This is a genomic window from Oxalobacter aliiformigenes, assembly GCF_027116575.1.
Classification (GTDB): domain Bacteria; phylum Pseudomonadota; class Gammaproteobacteria; order Burkholderiales; family Burkholderiaceae_D; genus Oxalobacter; species Oxalobacter aliiformigenes.
Genome location: NZ_CP098252.1, coordinates 2,131,710 through 2,157,847, shown reverse-complemented (window position 1 = coordinate 2,157,847; position 26,138 = coordinate 2,131,710). Strand labels below are relative to the sequence as shown.

19 protein-coding genes and 1 pseudogene are annotated in these 26,138 nt (G+C 51.1%); 10 read left to right on the top strand and 10 right to left on the bottom strand.

From position 1 onward, the window contains the following. Window positions 1-4: 4 nt before the first annotated feature. Window positions 5-2,917: an isoleucine--tRNA ligase gene (ileS, locus tag NB647_RS09835; protein WP_269283359.1), complete on the bottom strand. Its 2,913-nt coding sequence runs from the start codon at window positions 2,915-2,917 to the stop codon at window positions 5-7. A gap of 69 nt (window positions 2,918-2,986) precedes the next feature. After that, a complete protein-coding gene (locus NB647_RS09830) occupies window positions 2,987-3,949 on the bottom strand; it encodes a bifunctional riboflavin kinase/FAD synthetase (protein WP_269283357.1) in 963 nt (320 codons plus the stop codon). Between the two features lie 38 nt (window positions 3,950-3,987). Between NB647_RS09830 and NB647_RS09825 the strand changes: the two genes are divergently transcribed. Beyond that, the gene (locus NB647_RS09825; protein WP_269283355.1) at window positions 3,988-5,886 is read left to right on the top strand and encodes an ABC transporter substrate-binding protein; all 1,899 of its coding nucleotides are present in this window, start codon (window positions 3,988-3,990) and stop codon (window positions 5,884-5,886) included. A gap of 46 nt (window positions 5,887-5,932) precedes the next feature. Further along, the gene (mobB, locus tag NB647_RS09820; protein WP_269283354.1) at window positions 5,933-6,457 is read left to right on the top strand and encodes a molybdopterin-guanine dinucleotide biosynthesis protein B; all 525 of its coding nucleotides are present in this window, start codon (window positions 5,933-5,935) and stop codon (window positions 6,455-6,457) included. A 21-nt stretch (window positions 6,458-6,478) separates the two neighbouring features. Here mobB and NB647_RS09815 read toward each other — a convergent pair whose 3' ends face one another. Further along, the gene (locus NB647_RS09815) at window positions 6,479-8,515 is read right to left on the bottom strand and encodes an FAD-dependent oxidoreductase (RefSeq protein WP_269283352.1); all 2,037 of its coding nucleotides are present in this window, start codon (window positions 8,513-8,515) and stop codon (window positions 6,479-6,481) included. A gap of 372 nt (window positions 8,516-8,887) precedes the next feature. Here NB647_RS09815 and NB647_RS09810 point away from each other — a divergent pair, with 372 nt between their 5' ends. From NB647_RS09810 to NB647_RS09800, 3 genes are all read left to right on the top strand, one after another. Next, window positions 8,888-9,430 carry a 4Fe-4S dicluster domain-containing protein gene (locus tag NB647_RS09810; protein WP_269264414.1) on the top strand — a complete coding sequence of 181 codons (543 nt, stop codon included), beginning with the start codon at window positions 8,888-8,890 and terminating at the stop codon, window positions 9,428-9,430. Window positions 9,431-9,472: 42 nt separating this feature from the next. Continuing rightward, a complete protein-coding gene (gene fdhF / locus NB647_RS09805; protein WP_269264413.1) occupies window positions 9,473-11,629 on the top strand; it encodes a formate dehydrogenase subunit alpha in 2,157 nt (718 codons plus the stop codon). Window positions 11,630-11,906: 277 nt separating this feature from the next. After that, window positions 11,907-13,076 (top strand): porin, encoded by a 1,170-nt coding sequence (locus NB647_RS09800; RefSeq protein ID WP_269283349.1) that lies wholly within the window; start codon window positions 11,907-11,909, stop codon window positions 13,074-13,076. A 174-nt stretch (window positions 13,077-13,250) separates the two neighbouring features. On the opposite strand, the gene NB647_RS09795 is transcribed toward NB647_RS09800, so the two are convergent. From NB647_RS09795 to modA, 4 genes and pseudogenes are all read right to left on the bottom strand, one after another. Further along, window positions 13,251-14,705, bottom strand: coding sequence for an aldehyde dehydrogenase family protein (locus NB647_RS09795; protein ID WP_269283347.1), 1,455 nt, complete (start codon window positions 14,703-14,705; stop codon window positions 13,251-13,253). Between the two features lie 191 nt (window positions 14,706-14,896). Next, window positions 14,897-15,973, bottom strand: a complete 1,077-nt coding sequence (modC, locus tag NB647_RS09790; protein WP_269283345.1) for a molybdenum ABC transporter ATP-binding protein — start codon at window positions 15,971-15,973, stop codon at window positions 14,897-14,899. Further along, window positions 15,970-16,648 (bottom strand): annotated as a pseudogene (gene modB / locus NB647_RS09785) (molybdate ABC transporter permease subunit). The gene modC and the pseudogene modB overlap by 4 nt, the downstream one beginning before the upstream one ends. A gap of 6 nt (window positions 16,649-16,654) precedes the next feature. Then, on the bottom strand, window positions 16,655-17,416 hold the full coding sequence (gene modA / locus NB647_RS09780) for a molybdate ABC transporter substrate-binding protein (RefSeq protein ID WP_269283342.1): 762 nt from the start codon (window positions 17,414-17,416) through the stop codon (window positions 16,655-16,657). Between the two features lie 99 nt (window positions 17,417-17,515). Here modA and NB647_RS09775 point away from each other — a divergent pair, with 99 nt between their 5' ends. The 5 genes from NB647_RS09775 to NB647_RS09755 all read left to right on the top strand — a co-directional run bounded on the left by NB647_RS09775 (window position 17,516) and on the right by NB647_RS09755 (window position 22,725). Continuing rightward, complete coding sequence (locus NB647_RS09775) at window positions 17,516-18,286, top strand: TOBE domain-containing protein (RefSeq protein ID WP_269264407.1); 771 nt, start codon at window positions 17,516-17,518, stop codon at window positions 18,284-18,286. Between the two features lie 9 nt (window positions 18,287-18,295). Further along, window positions 18,296-19,096: a formate dehydrogenase accessory sulfurtransferase FdhD gene (fdhD, locus tag NB647_RS09770; RefSeq protein ID WP_269283341.1), complete on the top strand. Its 801-nt coding sequence runs from the start codon at window positions 18,296-18,298 to the stop codon at window positions 19,094-19,096. Between the two features lie 71 nt (window positions 19,097-19,167). Continuing rightward, window positions 19,168-20,454, top strand: a complete 1,287-nt coding sequence (locus NB647_RS09765; protein ID WP_269264405.1) for an O-acetylhomoserine aminocarboxypropyltransferase/cysteine synthase family protein — start codon at window positions 19,168-19,170, stop codon at window positions 20,452-20,454. A gap of 209 nt (window positions 20,455-20,663) precedes the next feature. Next, a complete protein-coding gene (locus tag NB647_RS09760) occupies window positions 20,664-22,094 on the top strand; it encodes a DUF4139 domain-containing protein (RefSeq protein ID WP_269283339.1) in 1,431 nt (476 codons plus the stop codon). A gap of 25 nt (window positions 22,095-22,119) precedes the next feature. After that, complete coding sequence (locus NB647_RS09755) at window positions 22,120-22,725, top strand: epoxyqueuosine reductase QueH (protein WP_269283337.1); 606 nt, start codon at window positions 22,120-22,122, stop codon at window positions 22,723-22,725. Between the two features lie 30 nt (window positions 22,726-22,755). Here NB647_RS09755 and thiM read toward each other — a convergent pair whose 3' ends face one another. From thiM to ahpF, 3 genes are all read right to left on the bottom strand, one after another. Further along, on the bottom strand, window positions 22,756-23,589 hold the full coding sequence (gene thiM / locus NB647_RS09750) for a hydroxyethylthiazole kinase (protein WP_269283335.1): 834 nt from the start codon (window positions 23,587-23,589) through the stop codon (window positions 22,756-22,758). A 28-nt stretch (window positions 23,590-23,617) separates the two neighbouring features. Next, window positions 23,618-24,445, bottom strand: a complete 828-nt coding sequence (locus NB647_RS09745; RefSeq protein ID WP_269283332.1) for an SIR2 family NAD-dependent protein deacylase — start codon at window positions 24,443-24,445, stop codon at window positions 23,618-23,620. 105 nt (window positions 24,446-24,550) lie between these two features. Then, window positions 24,551-26,098 (bottom strand): alkyl hydroperoxide reductase subunit F, encoded by a 1,548-nt coding sequence (gene ahpF, locus NB647_RS09740; protein WP_269283330.1) that lies wholly within the window; start codon window positions 26,096-26,098, stop codon window positions 24,551-24,553. Between the last annotated feature and the right edge of the window lie 40 nt (window positions 26,099-26,138).

The window sequence follows — 26,138 nt, the reverse complement described above, 5'->3', positions numbered from 1 at the left end:
CAAATTATACGAATTCGCGTTTTTCGCCGTTGCCGAACAGATTGGCTGCACAGCGGGCACAAATCAGCGGATGCTTCGGATCCGCTCCCACATCGCTGCGATAATGCCAGCAACGCTCGCATTTCTGATATTGTGACGGTTTGACGGTAATCGTCTCCGAAGCCGGATCCGACACTTCGATCACATCCGCACGGGATGTGATCATCAAAAATTTCAGGTCGTCATCCAGACTCTTTAACAACCGGTATTTTTCTCCGGAAGCTTTTATCTCGATTTCAGCCTGCAGGGATGAACCGATCCGGCCTGCTATGCGGACTTCTTCCAGCTGTTTCATGACATCTGCACGAATCGCCTTCAGTTTGCCGTATTTGTCGAGCAGTGCTTTTTCATCACTGATTTCCGGCAGGCGATAGGCCGTCAGCGTGAAAAGGGTTTCCCCACTGTCTTCATATTCTTTGCCGGATGCGAATGCTTTCCAGGCTTCTTCGGATGTGAACGACAGGATCGGAGCCATCAGGCGCAACAGGGCATGTGTAATATGCCACAAGGCTGTCTGGGCCGATCTCCGGGCTTTGGAAACGGTACCGGAAGTGTAAAGTCTGTCTTTCAGGATATCGAGATAGAGACTGCCCAGTTCTTCTGAACAATATGTTTGCAATTTGGCAACGACCGGATGGAACTCGAATTTGTCATAATGCGCCATGATGTCGGTCTGAAGCGATTTCATGGAGGCAATGGCGTAACGATCGACTTCCAGCAATTCGTCGATGGCGATGGCGTCTTTTTCGGGATCGAAGTCCGCCGTATTCGATAGCAGGAAACGCAGGGTATTGCGGATGCGGCGATATGATTCCGTGACACGTTTCAGGATTTCGTCGGAAATGGACAATTCCCCGGAATAATCGGTTGATGCCACCCAGAGTCGCAGGATATCCGCACCCAGTGTATCGAACACTTTTTGTGGGGAAATGACGTTTCCCATGGATTTCGACATTTTCTTGCCTTCACCATCGACCACGAAGCCGTGTGTCAGCAGCATTTTATACGGAGGGCATCCATCCAGCATGGATGACGTCAGCAGGGAAGAATGGAACCATCCCCGGTGCTGGTCGGAACCTTCCAGGTACAAATCGGCGGGAAAACGCAATTCACGGGCATGGGAACCGCGCAACACGGTCAGGTGTGTCGCCCCTGAATCGAACCAGACGTCCAGCGTGTCACGGTTTTTTTCGTACAACCCGGCGTCGTCTCCCAGCAGTTCTTTCGGATCCAGTGTCTGCCAGGCTTCAATTCCTTCCTTTTCGACCCGTTTGGCGATTTCTTCCAGCAGTTCGAGGGTTCTCGGGTGCAGCTCACCGGTTTCACGATGGACGAAAAAGGCCATGGGAACGCCCCATTGACGCTGACGCGACAGTGTCCAGTCAGGGCGGTTGGCGATCATTCCCTGCAACCGGGCTTTTCCCCAGTCCGGATAAAATGTTGTCCGGTCAACCCCCATAAGGGCCGTTTCCCGCAATGTCATATCCGTATCATTCGGCTTGATGTCCATTCCGGCAAACCATTGCGATGTGGCGCGGTAGACGATCGGAGTTTTGTGACGCCAGCAGTGCATATAGCTGTGTGTCATCATATCAAGGTTGAAAAGCGTTCCGGCTTCCTGCATGGTATTGCAAATCAGTCTGGATGCGTCCCAGATCATCATGCCGCCGAAAAGAGGCAGGGTGGAGACATAATGCCCGTTGCCCATAACCGGATTCAGGATTTCATCATCTTTCATGCCGTGCGATTTGCAGGACAGAAAATCGTCTACCCCGTAAGCCGGTGCCGAATGGACGATGCCGGTTCCTGTGTCCAGTGTGACGTATTCTTCCGCATAAACCGGAGACAGGCGCCGATAACCTTCGTGGGCATCATACAACGGATGCCTGAAACGGATCCCTTCCAGTTTGGCGCCTTTTGTCGAGGCCAGTATTTTCCATACATTCAGACCGTAACGTTTTTGCAGCAGTGTTTTGCCTGTTTCGGAAGACGGCAGTTTCGCACGTTCTTCCGCGACGATCAGAAGGCCTTTTTCCGTTTCGACTAACGCATAGTCGAATTCGGGATGTACATTCAATGCCTGGTTGGCCGGGATAGTCCAGGGCGTGGTCGTCCAGATAACGGCATAACCCTGAGGTAATGGAAGGTTTCCCAGCCCGAATGCCGCGGCGACTTTTTCCGGCTCGGCAAAAGGGAAGCCGACATCGATTTCAGGATCACGCCTGTCCTGGTATTCCACTTCCGCTTCGGCCAGAGCCGAACCGCAATCAAAGCACCAGTTGACGGGCTTGAGTCCCCGAAAGACATAACCTTTTTCCAGCAAACGGGCCAGCGCACGGATTTCATTGGCCTCATTGTGATGATTCATGGTCAGATACGGATTGTCCCAGTCACCCAATACGCCAAGCCGGACAAAATCCTTTTTCTGGCGTTCCACCTGTTCCCGGGCATAAGCACGGGCTTTTGCCTGCACTTCCGTTGCCGAAAGATTCTTGCCGTACATTTTTTCAATCTGGATTTCAATCGGCATACCGTGGCAATCCCAGCCGGGAACATAAGGGGCATCAAAACCCGCGAGGCCGCGCGACTTGACGACGATGTCTTTCAGAATTTTATTGACGGCATGACCGATATGAATGTCGCCGTTGGCATAGGGAGGCCCATCGTGCAGGATGAACTGGGGACGTCCTGCGGCAGCTTTCCGGATTCGGTGATAAATCTTTTTGTCCTGCCATTCCTTGATCCATTCGGGTTCCCGTTTGGCAAGATTACCTCTCATGGGAAATGGTGTATCGGGCATGTTGACCGGATATTCCTTGCCCAGTTTGTTTTTGTCCTGCTGTTTTTTACCGGACTGGTCAGATGGTTTATTAGACATTTTTATCACACTTAACTTGGGTTGCAACGGATCAGACGACAGATTTTACCGTTTCTGCCCGTCTTTCAGTCAATTTTTAACGGGTGTTTTATGTTTTGTAAAATACGATCTGGCGATATTGACATCGTTCTGGATAGCTGCCGTCAAAGTTTCCAGATCGGGAAACTTTTGATTATCCCGCAATTTTTTCAAAAATTCGACTTGTATGAGCGAACCGTAGCAACTGCGGTCAAAATCGAGGATATGCGTCTCCAGCATCATGTGCCGGTTGCTTTCGATGGTCGGTCTTACCCCGATCATCGATACCGAAGGAAGAGGGTTTTCTGACAAACCGTGAACACGTGTAATGAATACACCCGACAGAATGGGATTGTAATGCCGGATGGGTACATTGGCAGTCGGAAATCCGAGATTCCGGCCGATTTTGTCACCATGTACGACATGTCCGGAAATGGCGTAAGGTTTGCCGAGGAGCGTGGCGACGGTTTCAAAATCACTCTCTTCAAGTGCCTTCCGGATACATGAGGAAGAAATGCGTCCGTTTTCATCTTTAACCGCAGGCAGAACCTCGACATGGAAACCGTATCGTTCTCCGGCTTTTTTCAACTCGTCTGTTGTTCCGGTGCGTCCTTTGCCGAACCGGAAATTTTCACCAATAATAAGCCATTTGACGTTCAGGGCTTTTACGAGAATCTTTTCGATGAATTCTTCAGAGGAAAGGTCGGCAGTCGTGTTATTGAATCTGGCGATCATTACCTGATCGATATGGCAGCGGGACAGGGCCTGTATTTTTTCGCGCAATGGTGTAATGGTTGCGGGAGCGTCAGCCATTGTTCCGGTTTTCAGCGCGAAGTATTGCCGTGGATGAGGGTTGAAAGTCAGTACGTTCGCAGGCAGGTGAAGCCGGTCAGCGGCTTCGCGCAATCTGGCAAGTAGTACCATATGCCCTTTGTGCACACCGTCGAAATTGCCGATCGCCAATGCACAGGGATCGTGTGGAGAATTGTACGAGAATCCGCGGAAGACCTTCATCAACGTTTTTTGAAAAATGGCATAAACATGAAATTATAATGCCTAAAATAAATGAGCAGATAAATTCATCGTGTTCGGACAAAAACAGTGAAGTGTTGCGATTTTCGATCGGCAGGAATGGACAGATCAGACTCATGCGAAAACGAATACCGGAAAAAACAGGAGGGCCAGTCCTTAAAAAACTGGCAATGATTTTATTGTTGCCAGTGTTTTGCCTGTTTGTGGCGGGGAACTCATTTCCGGCCGATCCGAACAAGGTGATTCACAGTGTTTTCGAAGCCGCCGATGACGGATTCGATATGGTGCGTACGCAGAATTATTATTCCGGCTGGGTTGCTGACGCCATATTCGAGACGCTGTTGACATATGACTATCTTGCGCGTCCTGCCAGACTCGTTCCCAATACGGTCGAGGCAATGCCGGAAATCAGTCCGGATGGCAAAACCTATACGTTCCGTCTGAAAAAAAATATTTTTTTCGCTCCCGATCCCGTTTTCGGAAACCGGAAACGGGAGCTGACGGCAAATGATTATGTCTATTCCATCAAGCGACTGGCGGACCCGGCAAACCGTTCTCCTTCCGCGGGTTTCATAAGAGGAAAAATTGCCGGGTTGGACAGACAGGTTGAAAAAGCCAGGAAAACAGGCCGGTTCGATTATGATGAGACGGTTTTCGGATTGCAGGCACTGGATCGTTATACCTTGCGGATCAAACTGAATGTTCCGGATTCCAATTTTCCTTATTTGCTGGCATATGGTGCGTTAGCCGCCGTGTCGAGGGAAGCTGTCGAAACATATGGAGACCGGAATGCGGTACATCCTGTCGGAACAGGACCCTACATGTTGAGGGATTATGTTCCGCGAAGCCGGATTGTCCTTGAAGCCAATCCGTATTATCGGGGGTTTGTATGGAATTTTGAGCCGAGTGGCGATCCCTGGGACGATCAACTGGTGCGTGACATGAAAGGCAAGAAAATGCCTCAAATCGGTCGGGTGGAAATTTCCGTCATTGAAGAAGAACAGTCGCGCTGGCTTTCGTTTCAGGAGGGCAAAATCGATTTTGACAAACTGCCGCAATTGGCTGCTCCTGTCGCACTGGATCATGGAAAGTTGAAACCGGAATTCACCGATCAGGGCATAAAGCAGTATTCCATGGTCGAACCCGAGGTGACTTACACACTTTTCAATATGCAAGATCCTGTAACGGGAGGATACAGCAGGGAAAAAATCGCCTTGCGGAGAGCGATTGCCATGTCGTACAACACACAGGCTGAGATCGAGCTGTTGAGAAACGGTCAGGCGAGCAAGGCGCAAATGATCATTCCTCCCGGTGTGGCTGGTCACGATCCGGCTTACAGAAGCAGTATTGCCTATGAACCGGAACTGGCTTCCCGTTTGCTGGATCATTTCGGGTATCGGCGGCAACAGGATGGTTACCGGACGATGCCGGATGGCTCGCCGCTTGTGTTGAAAATCAGGACGGAAGCCAATGCCAGTTCCCGGGTGGTTTCAGAAATCTGGAAAAGAGGGCTGGACAGGATAGGTGTCAAAGTCATGTTTGAAGTCGGCAATTTCGCCGACAATTTGAAAGATGCCGCAGGCTGTCGCCTGATGATGTGGGGCGGTGCATGGCATGCCGATTATCCTGAGGGGGAAAATTTCATGCAATTGCTTTATGGGCCGAATGCGGGGCAAGGCAATTACGGTTGTTATCGCTCGAAAGCCTTTGATGCATTGTACCGGCAGGCTATACAGCTGCCGCCGGGAGAAAAACGGAATCGTCTCTATGTGCAAATGAACCGTCAGATGGAAGCCGATACGGCATGGTCAGTCCATGTGTCCCGTACACGGAACTGGCTTGTCCGGCCCTGGGTGATGGGATTCAAGAAGCATCCGATTTTGCTGTCTGACTGGCAATATCTGGACGTTTCAAAATAATGCCGCGTTGTTCGGAACAGATGAAAATTTTGAAAGATGAGAGTTTATGGAACATTACAGACCGAGGTATCCGTTGGTGGGTGTATGTGGCTGGTCCGGCAGCGGAAAGACCACTTTGCTGGAAAAAATATTGCCTTTGCTGTCCCTGATGGGATTGCGGGTCAATGTGATCAAAAGCAGTCATCATGACGTGGAACTGGAACCACCGCGAAAAGACAGTGCGAGGTTGAGGCAGGCGGGAGCGGCAGAGGTCATGTTGACTTCTCCCTATCGCTACATGCTGGCACACGAATTGAGAAACGAAAGCGAGCCCACACTGAATGAGTTGGTATGCCGTATGAAGCCGGCCGATTTGACACTGGTGGAAGGGTTTAGCAAGGTCGCTATTCCAAGAATCGAGATTTTCAGGCCGGCGCTGGGGAAAAAGCCCATGTATCCGGGCGATGATTACATTGAAGCCGTCGCATCGGACAGGGAAAAACCGGACAATTTGCCACGATCTGTAACATGGCTTGATCTGAATAAGGAAAATCAGGTGGTCGACTGGCTGTTGGACCGTCATACCACCTGATAACGCAAGCGTTTCAGCCGATCAGAAGAGCTGTGCCATCCATTGCATTTCTTTCATGGATTTTGCCGACTGGATTCGGGCACACGCCGGACATAACATTTCTTCAAGTACCTTTTTGCCCAGTGTATCGCGCGTCTTGTGATATTGTCTTGCCGAGGCGGAGAACGTTTCACCACAGCAGGAACAGACCTGCAACGGCTGCTTGCGTACGATCGTCCCCGTGATTTCCGTAATGCGGAATCCATCACGGTCTTCGACAATGATCGCACCGGTCGGACAGACAGAAGTACAGGCCCCGCAGCCGATACATTTTTCGGCCGGTGTCGTGAAATCCTTGAACACCATACGTCCCCCCTTTGTTTCCACCATTTTGAGGGCTTCGGCTCCGACTTCCATACAGGCCAGTTCGCAGAGACCGCAACCGATACAGATATCGCAACGCAGGCAGCGTTCCGCTTCCACGGCAGCAACTTTTTCGTCCCAGTCTTTCTGCATGAAATCGTGGGAGACACGACGGGTCAACGGGTCGTTTTCCTCAATATGCGCACGGTCTGACGATGTCCTCTGTTGGGGAGTGGACGGAAGAAAAGGCACTTCGTCACGCCGTTTCGGTTCCAGCGATTCGAAATCGGCCGGAATTCCCATCAGCCAGGAATGGATGGATTCGGCCGCCCGTTTGCCTGAACCGATTGCGGCAACCACTGTGCTGGCGCCGTGAGCGATATCGCCTCCGGCAAAAATTCCGGGTTCTCCGGTTTGCAGGGTAACGGGATCGCAAACGATATTGCCCCATTTCGTTTCGATTTTCGTTCCATCAAGCCAGCCGAGATCCGCTTCCTGGCCGATACCGGCAAAAATCTGGTCGGCCCGGACAGTGACGGGAGGAGTCGTTTTTGCGTCCGGTGCGTAACGGGAACGTTCAAATTCAATGCGCTTGTCCGGGAAAATACGTGTCGGAGCCCAGAATTCGACCAGTTCCACGCCTTCAGCCAGAGCCAGTTCCACTTCATGCGGGTTGGCGGGCATCTGTTTCCTGTTCCGGCGATACCACATCTGGACCTTGGTCGCTCCCTGGCGGAACGCGGTCATGGCGACGTCGATCGCGGCATTGCCACCGCCGATGACGATAACATGAGGGCCGACACGCGGATTCTTGCCCGAGCGGACCGCAGAAAGGAAATCCATGCCCCCGATGACGAAATCCTGATCGTCGCCGGGAACACCCAGCCGTTTCGAATTCTGCATACCGGTTGCCAGCAAAGTGGCGTCATAACCTTTATCCTGGAATTCCCTGGCCTGACGGACGGTATAGCCCAGATGGATTTTGACGCCGAGATTCCGGATGACATCGATTTCGGCATACAGCTTGTAATCCGGCAGACGATAGTTCGGAATACCGTAACGCATCACACCCCCCGGATGTTCCCGCTCGTCGAAAATTTCGACGCTATGTCCTTTCTGGGCGAGGTAATAAGCTGCCGTTAGACCGGCGGGACCGCAACCGACAATAGCGATTTTCTTGCCGGTCGGGGCCGCTTTCTTCAGTTCCGGACGGATTTCCGCACAGCGTGCTGCAACGTGCTTCATCGGACGGATGAAAACCGGTTCGCCACTGACAGTATTCTGGACACATTCATATTCGCAAGGAGCGGGACATACCAGACCGCATGAATCCGGTAGGGGGGTATCTTTTGACAGCACTTCCAGCGATTTTGAAAAATCGCCGTGGCCCACATGCGCCATCATGCTTGGAATATCGATATGTGCCGGGCAGGCGACCTGACAGGGAGCGGATCGCGGCAAAAAACATGTCCCGGCAGAACAGGTGTTTCTGGCGATGTGGTTTTCCCATTCCGTCTTGTCCTTTTTCAGGGATGCCGCAATGGGGCCGGCCAGTTCGGGAGCGACAGACTCGAGTTCGGAGACGGCACCGGCCAGTTCCTTGAGGCTGGCGTTTCCTCTGCCAAGCGTCACTTCAGTGATAATACGGGTAACACGGGCGGCAACAGGCCGGATACTAGCCGATAGCTGGCCTTCCGTGTGAAGTTGCGCACGCATGTTTTCAAGAATATCTGTGATAGGACAGGTTTTTTTCTCTGTGTCGTTACTGTTTTCCGTAGTCATGATTGCATCAGTCTGCCAGATATGGGTTGCTTATGTTCGGCGCACATCGGTATCGAATCGTTTATTGTGCGAACACTTTGGTTAAGATATCAATATTAACACCAAATATGAAAGGTTCCGTACAGAAATTCGAGTGCATAGAATATAATTACCATTTTGCAGAATGCAAGCGGGCAGCAGAAATCCGAAAATTGCTTTATATTGTTGTCGTGGATGTTCTCTTTTTTGTGGAGAAAAACAGCAACGGGCTCGTTTGCTCTTATGATGAATCTATCCAGAATGGCCTGACAGGCAGGAGACAGAAGAATGAACCGGTTTGTGATTGCAGAACCCGATAAGTGTATTGGATGCCGCACCTGTGAGATCGCATGTGTGCTGGCGCATCCGACTGGCGCGGAAAACGATCTGACGCCAGAAAACTTTCATCCCAGACTGAAAGTGGTCAAGGGATTGTCCATGTCTGCACCCGTTCAGTGCCATCATTGCGAAAATGCACCTTGTGTCAATGTGTGTCCGACCAATGCGCTGGTTTACCGGGAAAATACCGTCCAGCTTATTGAAGAGCGCTGCATCGGTTGTCAGACATGTGTGCTGGCCTGTCCTTTCGGTGCCATGCAAATTGTTACCAGACCGGTCAGACAGGCCGAACTGGGGCCTTTGACAGTTCGCAAGACCGTTCGTGTCGCCCATAAATGCGATTTCTGCATTGATGTTCCGGAAGGTCCTCAATGCGCGAAGGTTTGTCCGACCAAGGCACTGCATATCATCGACATGGGCAAACTGGAAGAAAAAATCAGCCAGAAACGTGAGAAGTCCGCTTTTAATTTGCCACCGGATGCATTCCGTTAACTCGAAATGAATCCGGATTGAATCGGGATTTCGGGGGGAATTATGAAAAAAGCACTTGTTGTCTGTCCGTATTGTGCTTCGGGCTGCAAAATCGAGTTTACGGTTGAAAACAACAAAATCATCAAGGCCGAAGGTGCCAACGGGTTTACCAATCAGGGCGAACTTTGCCTGAAGGGCTATTACGGCTGGGAATTTCTCAATGATACCCGCCGATTGACACCACGTCTGACCCAGCCGCTTGTGCGTTACAAACGAGGTGAGCCGTTTACTGCCGTTTCCTGGGAAGAGGCGATCCGGTTTGCCAGTTCCAGACTGATGGAAATCAGGGAAAAATACGGTCCCGATTCCATTTTCGTCAGCGGCTGCGCACGTGGTCCGGGAAATGAAGCCAATTACATTGCCCAGAAATTCGCTCGCGCTGTTGTCGGTACCAATAACGTGGACTGTTGCGCGCGGGTTTGTCATGGTCCTTCGGTTACCGCTCTGGAAAAAACGCTGGGCAGCGGTGCCATGAGCAATTCCATTGTGGAAATCGAGGATACGAAATGTATTCTGATTTTCGGTTACAATGCTGCCGATTCCCATCCGATTGTGGCACGACGTATCCTGAAAGCCAAGCAGAAAGGCGCCAAAATCATCGTCTGCGATCCGCGGGTGATCGAGTCGGCCCGTATTGCCGATATCCACTTGCAACTGAAAAACGGTTCCAACATGGCACTGGTCAATGCCATGCTGCATGTTCTGATCGAAGAAAACCTGTATGACAAGGAATATGTCGCGAATTATTCCGAAGGTTTCGACAAGATGTGGGAAACCGTATCCAAATACACACCTGAAAATACAGCTGAAATAACCGGACTGGATCCCAAGGTCGTCCGTGAGGCCGTTCGTATGTATGCCGCTTCGCCCTGTTCGACCATTCTGTGGGGGATGGGGGTCACCCAGTGGGGACAGGGTGTCGAAACCTGTATGGGGTTGTCCAATATCGCTGTTATTACGGGCAATCTGGGGCGTCCGAATGTCGGCGTCGGTCCGGTCCGCGGACAGAACAATGTTCAGGGGTCCTGTGATATGGGAGCGGTTCCCGGGCAGTTCCCGGGGTACCAGTCCGTCGAGGATCCTGAAATCCGTGCGAAATTCGAGAAAGCGTGGGGGGTGGAAAAACTGCCTGCCAAAAAGGGGATTCCCATTACCGAAGTCGGTCACAATATCGAGGAAGGCAAGATCAAGGCGGTATATCTTTTCGGAGAGGATCCGTTCCAGACGGAACCTGATCTTGCAGCAGTCCGCCATGCCTATTCCCAGCTTGAATTGTTCATTGCACAAGACATTTTCATGACCAAATCGGTCGCGGAGGCCGATGTCGTCTTCCCGGCGACATCGTGGGGCGAGCATGAAGGCGTCTATTCGGCTGCCGATCGTGGATTCCAGCGTTTTTACAAGGCGGTTGAACCGAAAGGTGATGTCAAGCCTGACTGGGAGATTCACAGCCTGATGGCGACGGCCATGGGGTACCCGATGAAATACAATAATACGCAGGAAATCTGGGATGAAATGCGGCAACTATGTCCACTGTATTTTGGCGCGACCTATGACAAGATGGCCGGGCTGGGTTATGTTCCATGGCCTTGTCTGACAGAAGATGATCCGGGTGCCCTGTGGATGTACAAGGGTAACCGGTTTGCTACACCGAATGGAAAGGCCCAGTTGATCGCTTCAGAATGGAGACCTCCTGTTGACCAGGTAGATAGTGATTTCCCTCTGATTCTTTCCACGGTTCGGGAAGTGGGACATTATTCCTGTCGTTCGATGACGGGTAATTGTCACGCACTGGCGACACTGGCGGATGAACCCGGGTTTGCACAGATGAATCCGATTGATGCCAGAGAACTGGGAATCCGGGATCAGCAGCTCATTTGGGTCGAGGGGCGACGTGGAAAAGTCATTACCCGTGCCATGCTGAGCGAGCGTATCAATCGGGGGGCCATTTACATGACTTATCAATGGTGGATTGGCGCCTGCAATGAGCTGACGATCGAACATCTTGATCCATATTCCAAGACACCGGAATACAAGTACAGTGCTGTTCGTGTCGAGCCGATCAAGGATCAGAAATGGGCGGAAAAATATCTGGTAGAGGAATATGACAGACTGAAGCAGAGACTGGCGAAAGCCGTCGATGAAGCCGTCGCTGCCTGATTCGTTGGTCGGACATCATAAAAAAAAGCCCCGGAAATACCGGGGTTTTTTTATGGGATGTGGCATATCTGTCATGTATTATCAGTTTTTTGTTGCGTATAAGATACAAAAAAGGTTGAAACGGGAAGGAAGTTCAAACACGATAGGTACCTACCTACCTACCTACCTACCTACCTACCTACCTACCTACCTACCTACCTACCTACCTACCGGCCGTTATTCTGTCAATGACTCCCGCAGGGATTCTCAACTTTTTTAATATAAAGGGCAGAATAAAATGAAAAAAACGCTAATAGCATTGGCAGTCTTGGGTGCCGCTGCCGGCGTGGCTCACGCACAATCCAACGTGACCATCTATGGTGTCGTGGATACCGGTTTCATCAAGAAATCCGGCCAGGATGTCGAAATGGGCGAAAACGTCAACAACCGTCTGGGCTTCCGCGGTGTGGAAGATCTTGGCGGCGGTATGAAAGCGACTTTCGAATTGGAAAGACGTTTCGACCTGAATAACGGCGAAGCCAAAAACGACAAAGACTGGGATGGTGCCGCCAACGTCGGTCTGAAGGGCGATAGCTGGGGTGCTGTCCGTCTGGGTCGTGTCAACGAACTGACGACGGAAACTATCCGTAAGTTCGATCCGTTCTATCAATATGGTGTCGGTGCCATGCTGGAAGGCAACCAGCGTTCCCCGCGTATCGACAACACCATCCGTTACGACAGCCCGAACTGGAGCGGTTTCCACTTCGGCGCCAGCTATTCTCTAGGCGGCAATACAGACAAGGATTCTGCTGATCCATCTATTCGTGCTGAGGGTGACTACATGGGCGACGTAGACGAGTGGACATATGAAGGCTTGAAAACTGCTGGTGCCGACAACGACGGTTATGCCATCATGCTCGGATACGACAATGGTCCGTTAAGCTTGGTCGGTAACTGGAGCCGTCTGGCCGATTCCAGGAAATCGTCCGTCTGGAACCTGGGTGCTGCATACCGCTTCGGTGATGCCAAGGTTGAACTGGTTTACCAGCAGACCAAGGACAAAGGCTGGGCCAATGGTGAACGTTCCAATTGGAATGATAATACCAGTGCCTTCGGCAAATGGGTCGCTGCTGAATATAATGGGGAGAATCTTGTCGGTGAAAATGGTATCAATATCGACAGCATCACAGAAAAACAATGGTTGCTGGGTCTGGAATGGAAGCTTGGCCCGGGCCGTCTGAACGCTTCCGCCCAGTGGATGGAAGTCGAAGCCAATGGCGGTATGCATATCAGCGACAAGGACATCTACAAGTATGCCATCGGCTATACCTATGACCTGTCCAAACGCACCGCCATCTACGGTAACGTGGCCTACACCGACTACGACGATGAAGACGTCGCCCGTCTGTATGGCGATACCGATGATGGTACCACAGCCGTTCAGGTCGGTATCACCCACAAGTTCTGATCGCAGGACAAAAACTGTTCAACAACAGAAGGAGGGTTTCGCCTTCCCGGCCCTTCCCTCCTGTTGAATGGGATCAGGTCCCCATTCAGCTTGTTGGCCGAAGCCCTCGCAAGAGGGCTTCGGTTTTTTTGAGAGAAGCAGTTGCCGGCCGTTGGGGTGACGGCTGGTGATTTGCTAGCGTTTCAGAAGCGACAGCCAGATGGTTTTCGGTTCGGTAAAATTTTCGAGTGCGGCTTCTCCGTGTTCACGTCCAAAACCGGATTCGCCTGTACCGCCCCATGGCAGACGGACATCGGTATATCCGTAAGTATTTATCCAGACCGTACCGGCTTTCAGTTCCTGTGCCACTTTGTGAATACGGGTGACATCGGCACTCCAGACACCGGCTGCAAGACTGAAGGCTGTACCGTTGGCGATGCGGATGGCATCTTCTTCATCCTCGAAGGGAATAATGCTGGCGACCGGGCCGAAAATTTCTTCCTGGGATATCCGCATTTCGTGTTTGACATCGGTGAAAATGGTCGGTGCGACATAGAATCCCTTGTCGCCGACACGATTGCCGCCATAGGCAACACAGGCGCCTTCTTTCTTGCCGATATCGATATAATCCATAACGGTGTTCATCTGGTTTCTGGAAACCAGCGGTCCCATGATGGTGTCTTTCGAAGCCGTGTCGCCGATCTTGATTTTCTTGGCACGTTCAATCAGCCGGTCGACGACTTCGTCATGGATTTTCTTGTGGACCAGAATCCGGGAACCGGCGGAACATACCTGTCCGGCATTGAAGAAAATGCCCGATGCCGATCCGCGGATCGCGCTGTCCAGATCGGCATCGTCGAAGATGATATTCGCGGATTTGCCACCCAGTTCCAGAGTGATTTTCTTGAAATTGACGGCAGCTCCCTGCATGATGCCGCGACCGACCTTCGGCGAGCCGGTAAAGGTGATCTTGTCGACGTGAGGATGGGCGACCATCGCATCGCCGACAACGCTGCCTTTGCCCGTCACGATATTCAGAACGCCCGGAGGGATGCCGGCTTCCAGTGCCAGTTCCCCGATACGAATGGCTGTCATCGGCGTCAGTTCAGCCGGTTTCACGATCAGGGTACAGCCACAGGCAAGAGCGGGTGCGATCTTCCAGATACCGATCATGATCGGGAAGTTCCAGGGCACAATGGCACCGACGACACCGACCGGTTCACGGACAGTATAGGTCAGGGCATCGGTTCTGGCGGGAATGACCTGGCCAATGATCTTGTCTGTCCATCCGGCATAGTAACGCAATGTATCGATAGCGGCAGGCATATCCTGACGTCGGACACTGGCTATCGGTTTGCCGGCATTCATGCTTTCCAGTGCGATCAGTTCTTCCTGATTTTTTTCCAGCAGGTCGGCGAGCCGGTTCAATATTCTTCCGCGCTCTGCCGCACTGATACCATTCCATACCTTCAGGGCCGTACGGGCGGCTTTGGCCGCGATATCGACGTCCTTCTCACTGCCAGCAGCGACGTGGGCGATGACTTCTTCCGTGGCGGGATTCAATATGGTCGAATATTTTCCGCTTTCCGGTGGTACCCATTTGCCGTCGATCAGCAGTTCATATTGCGGAATTCCTGTTTTGTCATTCATTGTAACCTCCATCGGGAAACGGTTATTTATCTGTCATTTGATTCATTTCAATCGGTTTGGGTCATTTTCGCCAAATGACGTCAACGCAGAATAAGAATCAGTTTCATTCATTATAACGGGATATTCATTTTCCTTCCGGGCACGACGATTTCCGGTGTCTGTCCGAAAGTACGTCGGTCTTGTCCGGTTTGTTACTCGATTACCGCGATTCCTTTTACCTGGGCGTAGATAGGCTTGCCTTTGACCAGTTTGAGGAGACTGGCGGATTTGCTCGTGATTCTCGACAATAAACGTGTGCCTTTTGCATCGAGTTCGACCATGACTTCTCCCTCTGAATCGTTTGACAGGTTGACAATCGTCGTTTCGAGAATATTCAGTATGCTGGTGTTTGCCGGTTTCTCTGTCGCCAGACTGACATCTCTTGCCTGGATACGCAAACGGACGGTCTGTCCCGGTTTGAAACGTTCTCCGGGCAGTTGGATGAACCCTCCTGAAAAAGACAGTGTGTTCAGGCAAAATTCAGGATCTTTGGCGATCACCTTTCCATCGATGATTGCGGAGGCGGTGTCGTAAAAAGCGAGAGGCAGATCGAGACGGGTCAGCATTTCACCGGTTTTGCCGGATGCGACGACTTTCCCTTTTTCCAGCAGGACGAGAAGGTCGGCAAGTGCACTGACTTCATCCAGTGCGTGGCTGACGTAGAGTATGGGAATATGGAGCTCGTCATTCAGTCGCTGGAGATAGGGAAGGATTTCCGATTTCCGTTTCATGTCGAGTGCGGCAAGCGGTTCGTCCATCAGCATGATTTCAGGATCGGTCGCCAATGCCCGTGCAATGCTGACACGCTGTTTTTCACCACCGGAAAGTGTATCGGGCATTCTGTCCGTCAAATGGCCGATACCGAGCAGGTCAATCGCCTTTTCCAGTGAAATGTTTTTTCTGGCGGTTTTGACGCGCTTCATGCCGTACAGAAGATTGTCGGTAACGTTCAGATGCGAAAACAATCTGGCATCCTGAAAGACAAAACCAAGCGAACGCTTGTATGTCGGAATGAATATTTTTTCGTTGTCGTGTTGCCAGGTTTCCTCTTTGACCCGTATGATTCCGTCGGCCGGTTTTACCAGCCCGGCAACAGCGCGCAAAAGTGTCGATTTGCCTGCACCGGATGCACCGAAAAGAGCGGTGATTCCGGAACCGGGGAGCGACAGGTCAAAATTCAACTCATAGTCAGGGTAGCTGACTTTTCCCTTGAAAAACAGACTGTTCATGAGCGGCGCTTGTTCGGGTTCAAAAGATAGAGTGCAAGGAGCACGAGGAAAGCGAATATCAGCATGCCACCTGACAACCAGTGTGCCTGTGTGTATTCAAGCGCTTCCACGTGATCGTAAATCGAGACGGACAATACGCGGGTTTTTTCCGGAATATTGCCGCCGATCATCAATACGACGCCGAATTCCCCGACAGTATGGGCGAATCCCATGACAATTGCCGTGAGATATCCCGATTTTGCCATGGGAAGTATCACGCTGAAAAAACGTATCCAGTGGTGAGGCACGTAATGTCGCTGCCGCTTCCAGCGGCTGTTTTCCGATAGCCTCGAATGAATTTTGCAGCGGCTGGACGACGAAAGGCAGAGAGTAAATGACCGAGGCAACAAGGAGTCCTGAAAAACTGAATGGCAGAGAAGGCAACCCCAGCCATTCGAAAAATCGTCCGATCGGTCCGTTCGGCCCCATCATGATCAGCAGATAGAACCCCAGTACGGTTGGTGGCAATACGAAAGGTAATGCCACGACAGCATTGACAGGGCCGCGCCACCATCCTCTTGTATGGGAAAGATTCCAGGCAAGCGGTGTCCCGATGACAAGAAGGATGGCGGTCGTCAGCGTGGCCAGCTTGAGGGTCAGCCAGATGGCCGACAGATCAACTTCCGGCATGATCATTTTCCGTCAGTAGGCGTAGCCGTAGGATTGCAGGACCTTGTGAGCCGGATCGGATTTCAGATATTTCATCAATGCCGAAGCGGCTGCATTGTCTTTGGCTTTGGGGAGCATGACGGCATCCTGGCGGATAGGTTCATAATCCCTGGTATCGACGATCCATGCAGAACCGTTTTTCACTTTGCCGTCCTTGTAAATCTGGGAGAGTGCGACAAAGCCGAGTTCGGCATTTCCGGAAGCGATGAACTGGTGGGTTTGTCCGATATTTTCGCCTTGTACGATTTTGGGTTGCAGGGTTTTGTCGAGTCCCATTTTTTCCAGTGTCTGCATGGCGGCAAGACCGTACGGTGCCAGTTTGGGAGATGCGATCGCAATGTGGCTGAAAGGCTGTTTTTTCAGGATGTCGCCCCGGTTATCGACGTAATCCGGTTTGGCAGACCATAATGCCAGTTTGCCGATGGCGTAAGTAAAGCGGCTTTTCGGTACAATAGCGTTTTCCTGTTCCAGTTTTGCCGGTGTTTTCGCATCGGCGGCAAGGAACAGGTCGTATGGGGCGCCGTTTTTGATTTGCGCATAAATCTTTCCTGTCGAACCACTGGTGATCAAGACTTTATGCCCAGTGGATTTTTCGAATTGTTCGGAAATGTTTTTGAGCGGTTCGACGAAATTTGCGGCTACGGCCACATGAACGGTTTCTGCCGCGGCAAGTGCGCAAGCACCCAGCATCACAAGTCCAAACAGCAATTTGGACAGACGGATTTTATTGAACATGATGAAACCTCGTTATTCATTATTGGAATAGCGAATTTTAGCAGAACAATTTTAAAATTGTTCAAATTTTTGATTTTTCTTGAAACGTTGACGGAAAAAATGAGCGATTCAGTTTCTCTTGCCAATGCATTTGCACATGGTACTGCCGATAAACGGATTGAAGTGCTGCGAAAAATTGCCGAGACCGGCTCCATTTCACAGGCAGCCCGTGAGGCCGGGATCAGTTACAAGGCGGCCTGGCAGGCGATCGATACCCTGACCAATCTGACGGGAGTCTCGCTTGTGGAAAAAAGTGTCGGAGGTATCGGTGGAGGTGGGGCGAAGCTGACGGCAGACGGATTGCGTCTGCTCGAGATTGCCGGTGTCCTGGAAAAAAACCGGCAGGAAGTATTGAGCCGGTTTCAGCAGGAAAAGGCCGATACGATTGATGCCCGCTTTTCCAGGCTTTCCATCAGAACGAGTATGCGCAATTATCTGCCTTGCCGGGTCAAGGGACTGAAAATGAGCGGGCAGATCGTCAGGGTTTGTCTGCAAGTGCATGAGAACATGTCCGTACTGATAGCACGGATCACTCGTACCAGTGCCGAACTTCTGGCGTTGAAACCGGGCATGGCTGTTCTCGCAATGTGCAAGGCAACGGCAGTCAAGGTTTTCGAAGAAGCCAATTCTTCGGAACTTTCTGTCGCCAATCAGTTTCAGGGGACGGTTACACGGGTATCAAAGGGTGACAGGGAGGACGAAATCACGATTGAACTGCTGCCGGGGTTGCAACTGGTCGGATTCGCACTTTCCGAAAAGAAGATCGAAACGGGCGATCAGATCAATGCATCCGTTGATGAATCCGCCGTTGTGGTCGCCCTGTTGCCATGAGAAGCGGATATGGATAAATATTTCGGATCTTCGATATGGCCTGTCAGGCGGTTTGAAAAGGGAGAAAGCCATGATTGTTTTGACAAAGTCGCTGAAGAAGTGCCTGTGGCTCTTGTCTATAATGGCATTTCCCATGTCGTTATGTTGGCTACCCCTGCCGATCTGGAAGATTTTGCCCTGGGGTTTTCGCTGACAGAAGGCATTCTGGCTTCTCCGGAGGAGATGTACGCCTGCGAGATTGTCGAGGCTGAAAACGGTATCCGGATCGAGCTGGATATTTCAAGTGAGCGATTCCTGTATCTCAAGGAAAGACGGCGGAATCTGGCCGGCCGGACGGGATGCGGCCTTTGCGGTACCGATTCCCTGTCACAGGCGGTCAGGATTCCTGCGCCTGTTACAAGCAGTCAGATATTTTCTGTCGAAACGCTTCATTCAGGATTTGACCAGATGGAAAAGATGCAGGTTCTGAAGCAGGCGACCGGCGCGACACATGCAGCGGCATGGCTGGACGGGAACGGTCATGTGTCATGTATTCGGGAGGATGTCGGGCGGCATAATGCGCTTGACAAACTGATCGGTGCATTGACCGTCAACCGGAGCGATCGTGAAAAGGGGGCCGTACTTGTCACCAGTCGTGCCAGTTACGAGATGGTACAGAAGTGTGCCTCGGCAAAAATCGGAATATTGGCCGCGGTTTCGGCTCCGACCGCGTTGGCGATCAAGATTGCCGATGAAACGAATGTGACCCTTGCCGGATTCGTGCGTAAAAACGGCCATACAGTCTATTCCCATCCCCGCAGACTGATCTGATTTTTTCACCAGTTCGCGGGCCAGTCTGTACAATGTGAGTTGTTTATATCAATTTTGTTCTATTAAATGCCATGAAATTTGAAACTCTTGCCATCCATGCCGGTTATTCGCCTGATCCCGTGACCAAATCTGTCGCTGTCCCTATTTATCAGACGGTTGCCTACGCTTTCGATAATGCCCAGCACGGTGCCGATCTTTTCGATCTGAAGGTGCCGGGCAATATTTATACACGGATCATGAATCCGACCAATGATGTTCTGGAGAAGCGGGTTGCCGCGCTGGAAGGTGGAGTCGGCGCTCTGGCGCTGGCATCCGGCATGACAGCCGTGACATACGCTATCCAGACTCTGGCGGAAGTCGGCGACAATATCGTCGCGTCAAGCACTCTTTATGGCGGAAGTTACAATCTCTTTGCCCATACGTTTCCGCAATATGGCATTGAAGTCCGTTTTGCCAATCCGCTTCTGGAAGATGATTTTTCCGCCCGTATTGACGACAGGACCAAGGCTATTTTCTGTGAGTCGGTAGGCAATCCGCTTGGCAATGTGACGGATATCGAAAAGCTGGCCAATATTGCACATGCTCATGGTATTCCACTGATTGTGGACAATACGGTTCCGACCCCTTATTTGTGCCGTCCTTTTGAATGGGGGGCCGATATCGTCGTGCATGCATTGACGAAATCGATGAACGGTCATGGAAACAGTCTTGCCGGGGCGATTGTCGATAGCGGCAAGTTTCCCTGGAAAGAAAACAGGAAAAAATTCAACCGGTTGAGCGAGCCGGATGTTTCCTATCATGGTGTCGTTTATACCGATGTATTCGGTGATGCCGCTTACATCGCAAGGGCCAGAGTCGTTCCCTTGCGCAATATGGGAGGAGCGCTTTCACCGATGAATGCTTTCCTGATTCTGCAAGGAATCGAAACGCTGCCGTTGCGTATGGACAGAACGTGTGAGAATGCGCTGGCGATTGCCCGGTTCCTGAACGATCATCCGAAAGTTTCCTGGGTGAACTGTGCGGCATTGCCCGATCATCGCGATCACGCATTGCTTCAGAAATACATGAATGGCAAGGCGCCCAGTTTGCTGTCTTTTGGTGTGAAACCATCCGGTAGCATGAGTGCCCGTGAAGCGGGGGCCAAGGTTCTGGATGCCTTCAAACTGTTTACCCGGTTGGTCAATATCGGCGATGCCCGCTCTCTTGCAACACATTCCGCATCAACGACACATCGCCAGCTGAGTGCCGAAGAACTGAAAAAAGCAGGGGTCAGTGAAGATATGATCCGTTTGTCGGTCGGTCTGGAGCATTCGGAAGACCTGATCGCCGATCTTGATCAGGCTTTGGCCGTCATTTGAATTCATCGTGTTTCCGGAAAACAGGACAAGTTGAATTGTCCTGTTTTTTTATACCGGCGGAACCGGGACCGTCCGGAATTTCCGGATGGTTTTGTATTCAAACGTAAAAAAACTGTACACCAGTTACTGGTGATGCAAACTGATGAATGTGCCGGATCAGGATATTTGCTGTTCCGGTTTTTACAGATGGTCTTATGGAGAACCTGTATATGATGACATTCAGGCATTCTTTGCTGTTTTCTCTTGTTTTCGTTGCGGCATCTGTTCTGGCTGCACCAGTTGTGCAGACCGGAAAAGCCGACCAGAAACAGATGTCCTTAACGATTTACGAACGTGATCTGGCTATGGTCAGGGATGTCAGGCAATTGCCCCTGCAAAACGGCGATGTGAATGTCCGGTTTGGGGATATCAGCGAGCGGATACAGCCTGAAACGGTCATGTTGAAGAATCTTTCTTCCGGAAAAATCACTGTCGATCAGATTTGTTTCGATAACAATCTGTTATCGAAACAAACATTGCTGGACCATTATGTGGGCAAAATGGTTCGCGTGGTCAGAACCAACACGGTTACCGGTACCGAAACAGAAGAACCTGCACAGATACTGTCTGCCCGGAACGGAATTGTTCTCAAGATCGGAGACCGGATCGAGACCGATGTTCCCGGACGGATTGTTTTTGACCGGATTCCTGAAGGATTACATGGCAAACCGGTATTGACTGTCGGGATGACCAGTAAGAATGGCGGAGGCCGTCGGCTCGAACTGGACTATTTGACGAACGGGATCAGCTGGAGTGCCCATTATATTGCCCGGCTGAATGAAAAAGAAAACAGGATGAATGTGTCGGGCTGGGCCGTTGTCAGCAATAACAGTGGCACGGAATACCGGGAAGCGAAAGTCCAGCTGATAGCAGGCAATCCGAATGTCGCGATGGCCAGACCGGTATTGATGGCCGCGGCTGCCCGATCCGCCAAACTGGATGCCATGCCGGTCAGTAATGAAGCATCGCAGGAATCTTTTGCCGATTATCATTTGTATACTCTTCCTTACCGGATAACGTTATCGAATGATCAGACGAGACAATATGCACTTCTGAATTCAGATGATGTCAGGATTGTCAGGAAGTGGGTGATGAATGGTGCAAGCTATTATTACCGGAACCGCTTGTCGAATGCCGGTGGCAGGTTGCCTGTGGACATGGAAATCGCATTCAGGAATATCGCTGGTGACGGGCTGGGTGTTCCTTTGCCTGGCGGTACCATTCGTTTCTACCAGACGGACGATCGTGGCGACCAGCAGTTTCTTGGGGAAAACCGGATGTCTCATACACCCGTTGATGGTACGGTCAACCTGAAAATCGGAGAGTCTTTTGACGTGACGGGGTCAAGGAAACAGACCCGCTTTGAATTGTTGCCATCGAAGGATCCGGCGACCAGAAAATATGAAAGCGCTTATGAAATCGTGTTGAAAAATGCGAAAAACAAAAGTGTGACCGTTCAGATCCGGGAACCGATTCCGGGGGACTGGCGGGTTTTGCAGGAAAATTATCCTCATGTCCGGGATGGTATGATGGCAGTCTGGAATATCAGAGTCCCTGCAAATGGGCAATCCATACTGAGTTATCATGTCCGTGTGGAATGACAGGTTCAAGAGAGTTTGAGCAGAAATGAATGCGACTTCCGTTTTTCTTCATATATGTTGTGGCCCCTGTTCATTGATGCCGGTTGTGCATTTGCGGAATGAGGGATTTGATGTCACCGCTTTCTTTTTCAATCCCAATATTCATCCGGAAGAAGAATACGACCTGCGCAGGGCATCTGCACAGCTTGCTGCCGACAAGTTGGGATATCCGATTGTTTTTGCCGGTGAAGCGCAAAAGCCTGCCGGGTGGATCAGGGAGTTGAATGGAATCACTATGGAAGGAGAACGCTGTACGATCTGTTATCGGCAACGCCTGTTGCCGACGGCTCAGGAAGCGAGGAAACGGGGTTTCCGGTTTTTTACGACCAGTCTGCTGTATTCGAGATACCAGCATCATGAGGCGATTTGTCTGGCGGCAAAGCAAGTTGCACGGGAAACCGGGATATTATTTCTGTACCGGGATTTCAGGCCATACTGGTATGACGGGATCAATCTTTCAAAGGAATTGGGGCTGTATCGTCAGAAATGGTGCGGTTGTCTTTTGAGTCGGAAAGAAGCGGAAATCCAGCGTGCCCGGCGGGCTGAACTGAAGCGGCAGAAAGCGCTTGCACGTATGGCGGCTCTTTCCTGATGCGGGAAAATACCGCCGGGTTTCCGGAATTTATGCGTTTGATGATATTTTCAGTCTGGTCAGGAACTCGTTTTTGTCCATTAACTGCAATTTGTCGAGCAATGCTGTTTGCATGGAGCCGACACCCAGATTCTGTGATATGACCGTTTCGGCGGCCAGTTCTCCTGCAATACCCATATAAGCCATCGCGGCTGTCACTGCTTGCCAGTAATCAGGCTGGATGGCCGCGAATGCGCCTATCATGGCGCTGGCCGAGCAACCGGCTCCGGTAATTCTTGTCATCCAGATATGTCCGTTATCAAGGCTGGCTTTTCGTCCGGTACTGTCGAAGATGTGGTCTGTCGCTCCTGAAACGCAAACCGTTCCTTTTATGTCTTTGGCCAGTTTGCGTGCGGCATGAATGGCATTGCCGGAAGGCTGTGTACTTTCAACCCCGCGGGTTGGCGCTGCCGTTCCGGCTACGCTCATGATTTCCGAGGCATTTCCGCGGATGATATCCGGTTTTGCATAAAGCAGGAGTTCATGAATGACTTCGTTCCGGTAGGTCGTCGCTCCTGCGCCGACCGGATCCAGTACGACAGGAATATGGCGGGTATGAGCGGCGTATGCCGCCAGTTTCATGGATTCGATCCATTCAGGTTGCAATGTTCCGATATTGAGAACCAGAGCATTGGCGATGGATGCCATTTCAGCCACTTCTTCCCGTGCATGGGCCATAACCGGTGCTGCACCCAGAGCCAGCAGGACGTTGGCGTTGTAGCTCATCACGACGAGATTGGTGATGTTGTGGATCAGTGGCGTTTTTGCCCTGACTTGAACGACATCGTTCCAGAGGTTTTCCGCGAATGTTTTTGGCGAAGTCATTTGAGTGGTTCTTGCGTTGAATGTCGGGTTATGCGATGAGTTCAATCCGGTTTTTGATGGATCGGAGGGCATCAGTCGCGCCAAGCGCCAATCCGATGTCCGTTGATTTGGGGACTTCAGGGTAATCCGGATTGATTCTGATGATGGGAACGTTAAATGATTCGCTGGCACGCCGGACCGTCGGAACATGCACACCGGCGCCGATTTCGATAACCACCAGCCGGCTGGTTTTGCGATACCATTTGTTCAAACGTTCCATTTGCATTTCGGTCCGGTTGGATATCCAGCCCCAATCATTGAACATCAAAATGTTGGGGCGTGACAGTCCATGACATTCCGGACATAGCGGGAAGTTCGAGAGAAGGCGGCAGTTTTCTTCATCGATTTCAACGGATAATCCTTCACTCGTCCAGATCGAGGCAGAACAAGGTATCGTGCACTGCAAGTGGTGGATGGAACCGTGGCATTCTGCAATGCGGGAGTCATCGAATCCTGCTTTCTGAAACTGTCCATCCACGTTGCTTGTGAAAATAAAAGCGCCATGAACCCGTTTTTCAGCGATTTCTTTCAGAATCCGGAAACCTTCATGAGGTTGTGTTTCCCGGTAGCGTTTCAGCCGGTGTCCGTAAAAACCCCATGCCAGACGGGCATTGTCGGAGAAAGCATTCGGATTGGCAATTTCGACAAATGAGATGCGATGTTTGCCGAGTTCGGGATAAGCACGCCATAGCCCTTCGTTTCCCCGGAAGTCGGGAAGTCCCGAATCGACTCCCATACCGGCTCCGGCCGCAATCAGCAGTCCGTCAGCCTGCAGGATGAGTTCGGCGGCTTTGGTGATTTTTTCTTCGATTTGCATAGGTTTCCGTGATAAAAATGGATGTCGCCTGTCTTGCGCAACTTTATAACAATACCAATAAAAAAGGCCGTTATTCAATAACGGCCCTGGCAAAACGACAATTGATCAGTGACGGATCAGGTAATCGAATGCACTTAAGGATGCTTTTGCCCCATCCCCCATGGCGATGACGATTTGCTTGTAAGGTGAAGATGTCACATCTCCTGCAGCGAAAATACCGGGTACGGATGTCCTGTTGTAAACATCGACTTCGATTTCATTCTTTTCATTCAGCTTGACAGGTGTTTCTTTCAGCCATTCGGTAGTGGGAACCTGTCCGATCTGGACGAAAATACCGGCGACCGGCAAAGTACGGTTTGAAGAAGTGGAGAGGTCTTGGTATACGAGTCCATTCACTTTTTGTCCGTCTCCCGTTACCTCAACTGTTTTTGCCTGAGTGATCAATGTGACATTCTTCAGGGAAAACAGCTTGTCCTGCAATACGGTATCCGCTGTCAATTTTGTTCCACGGACCAGAACCGAGACATGTTCTGCAATGGTTGCCAAATCAATCGCTGCCTCGACGGCCGAATTGCCTCCGCCAATGACGGCAATTTTCTTGTTTTTATAGAGCGGGCCATCACAGTGTGGACAGAAAGCGATACCCCGGCCGATATATTTTTCCTCTCCCGGAACCTGCATTTTTCGCCAGCTGGCGCCAGTTGCGACAATGACGGTTCTGCTTTTGACCGAAGCGCCGTTTTCCAGCTGGACCTCAATCAGTTCGCCGGGAACCAGATTGGTCGCACGATGGGGCATCATGACGTCAATGTCATGATTTCTGACGTTATCTTCATAGACGGCAGCGAGATGAGTTCCTTCGATTTTCTTGATGGCAATGATGTTTTCGATGTCTGTCGTATTCAGAATCTGTCCACCGAAATTTTCAGTGATCAGGCCGGTACGGATTCCCTTTCTTGCCGCATAGATCGCCGATGTGACAGCAGCCGAACCGCCTCCGATAACCAGAACATCGAAGGGCGCCTTGGCAGATATTTTTTCCGCTTCCCGTTTGGAACTGCCGGTATCGACTTTGGCCAGGATTTCCTTGATGTTCATACGCCCTTGGCCGAACTCCTTGCCATTGAGGTAAATGGTCGGCACGGCCATGATATGACGGTCGTTGACTTCGTCCTGGAAAATCGCTCCGTCGATCATGACGTGGGAAATGTTCGGATTGATTACGGCCATCAGATTGAGGGCCTGAACGACTTCGGGGCAGTTCTGGCAGCTGAGCGAAATATAGGTTTCGAACTGATAGGTTCCTTCGAGATTTCGGATCTGCTCGATGACGTCAGGTTCCACTTTTGGCGGATATCCACCGGTTTGGAGCAGTGCCAGTACGAGTGAGGTGAATTCGTGGCCCATGGGGAGACCGGCAAAGCGGATGTGGACGTTTCCGTCCGGGCGGTTTACTGAAAATGAGGGGGATCTTTTGTCTTCGTTTGCCTGTTCTGTCAGAGTGATTTTGGAAGACAGCTCCGCAATGTCTTGCAGGAGTGCTGTCATTTCACGGGATTTTTCGGTATCGTTGATTGAGGCGACTATCTCAATCGGATTGACCAGTTTGGCGAGATAGTTCCTGAGTTGTTCTTTTACTTGATTGTCGAGCATGTTTCTCTGTCCGGTTGAGATAGCCGTGAAAACTGAATCG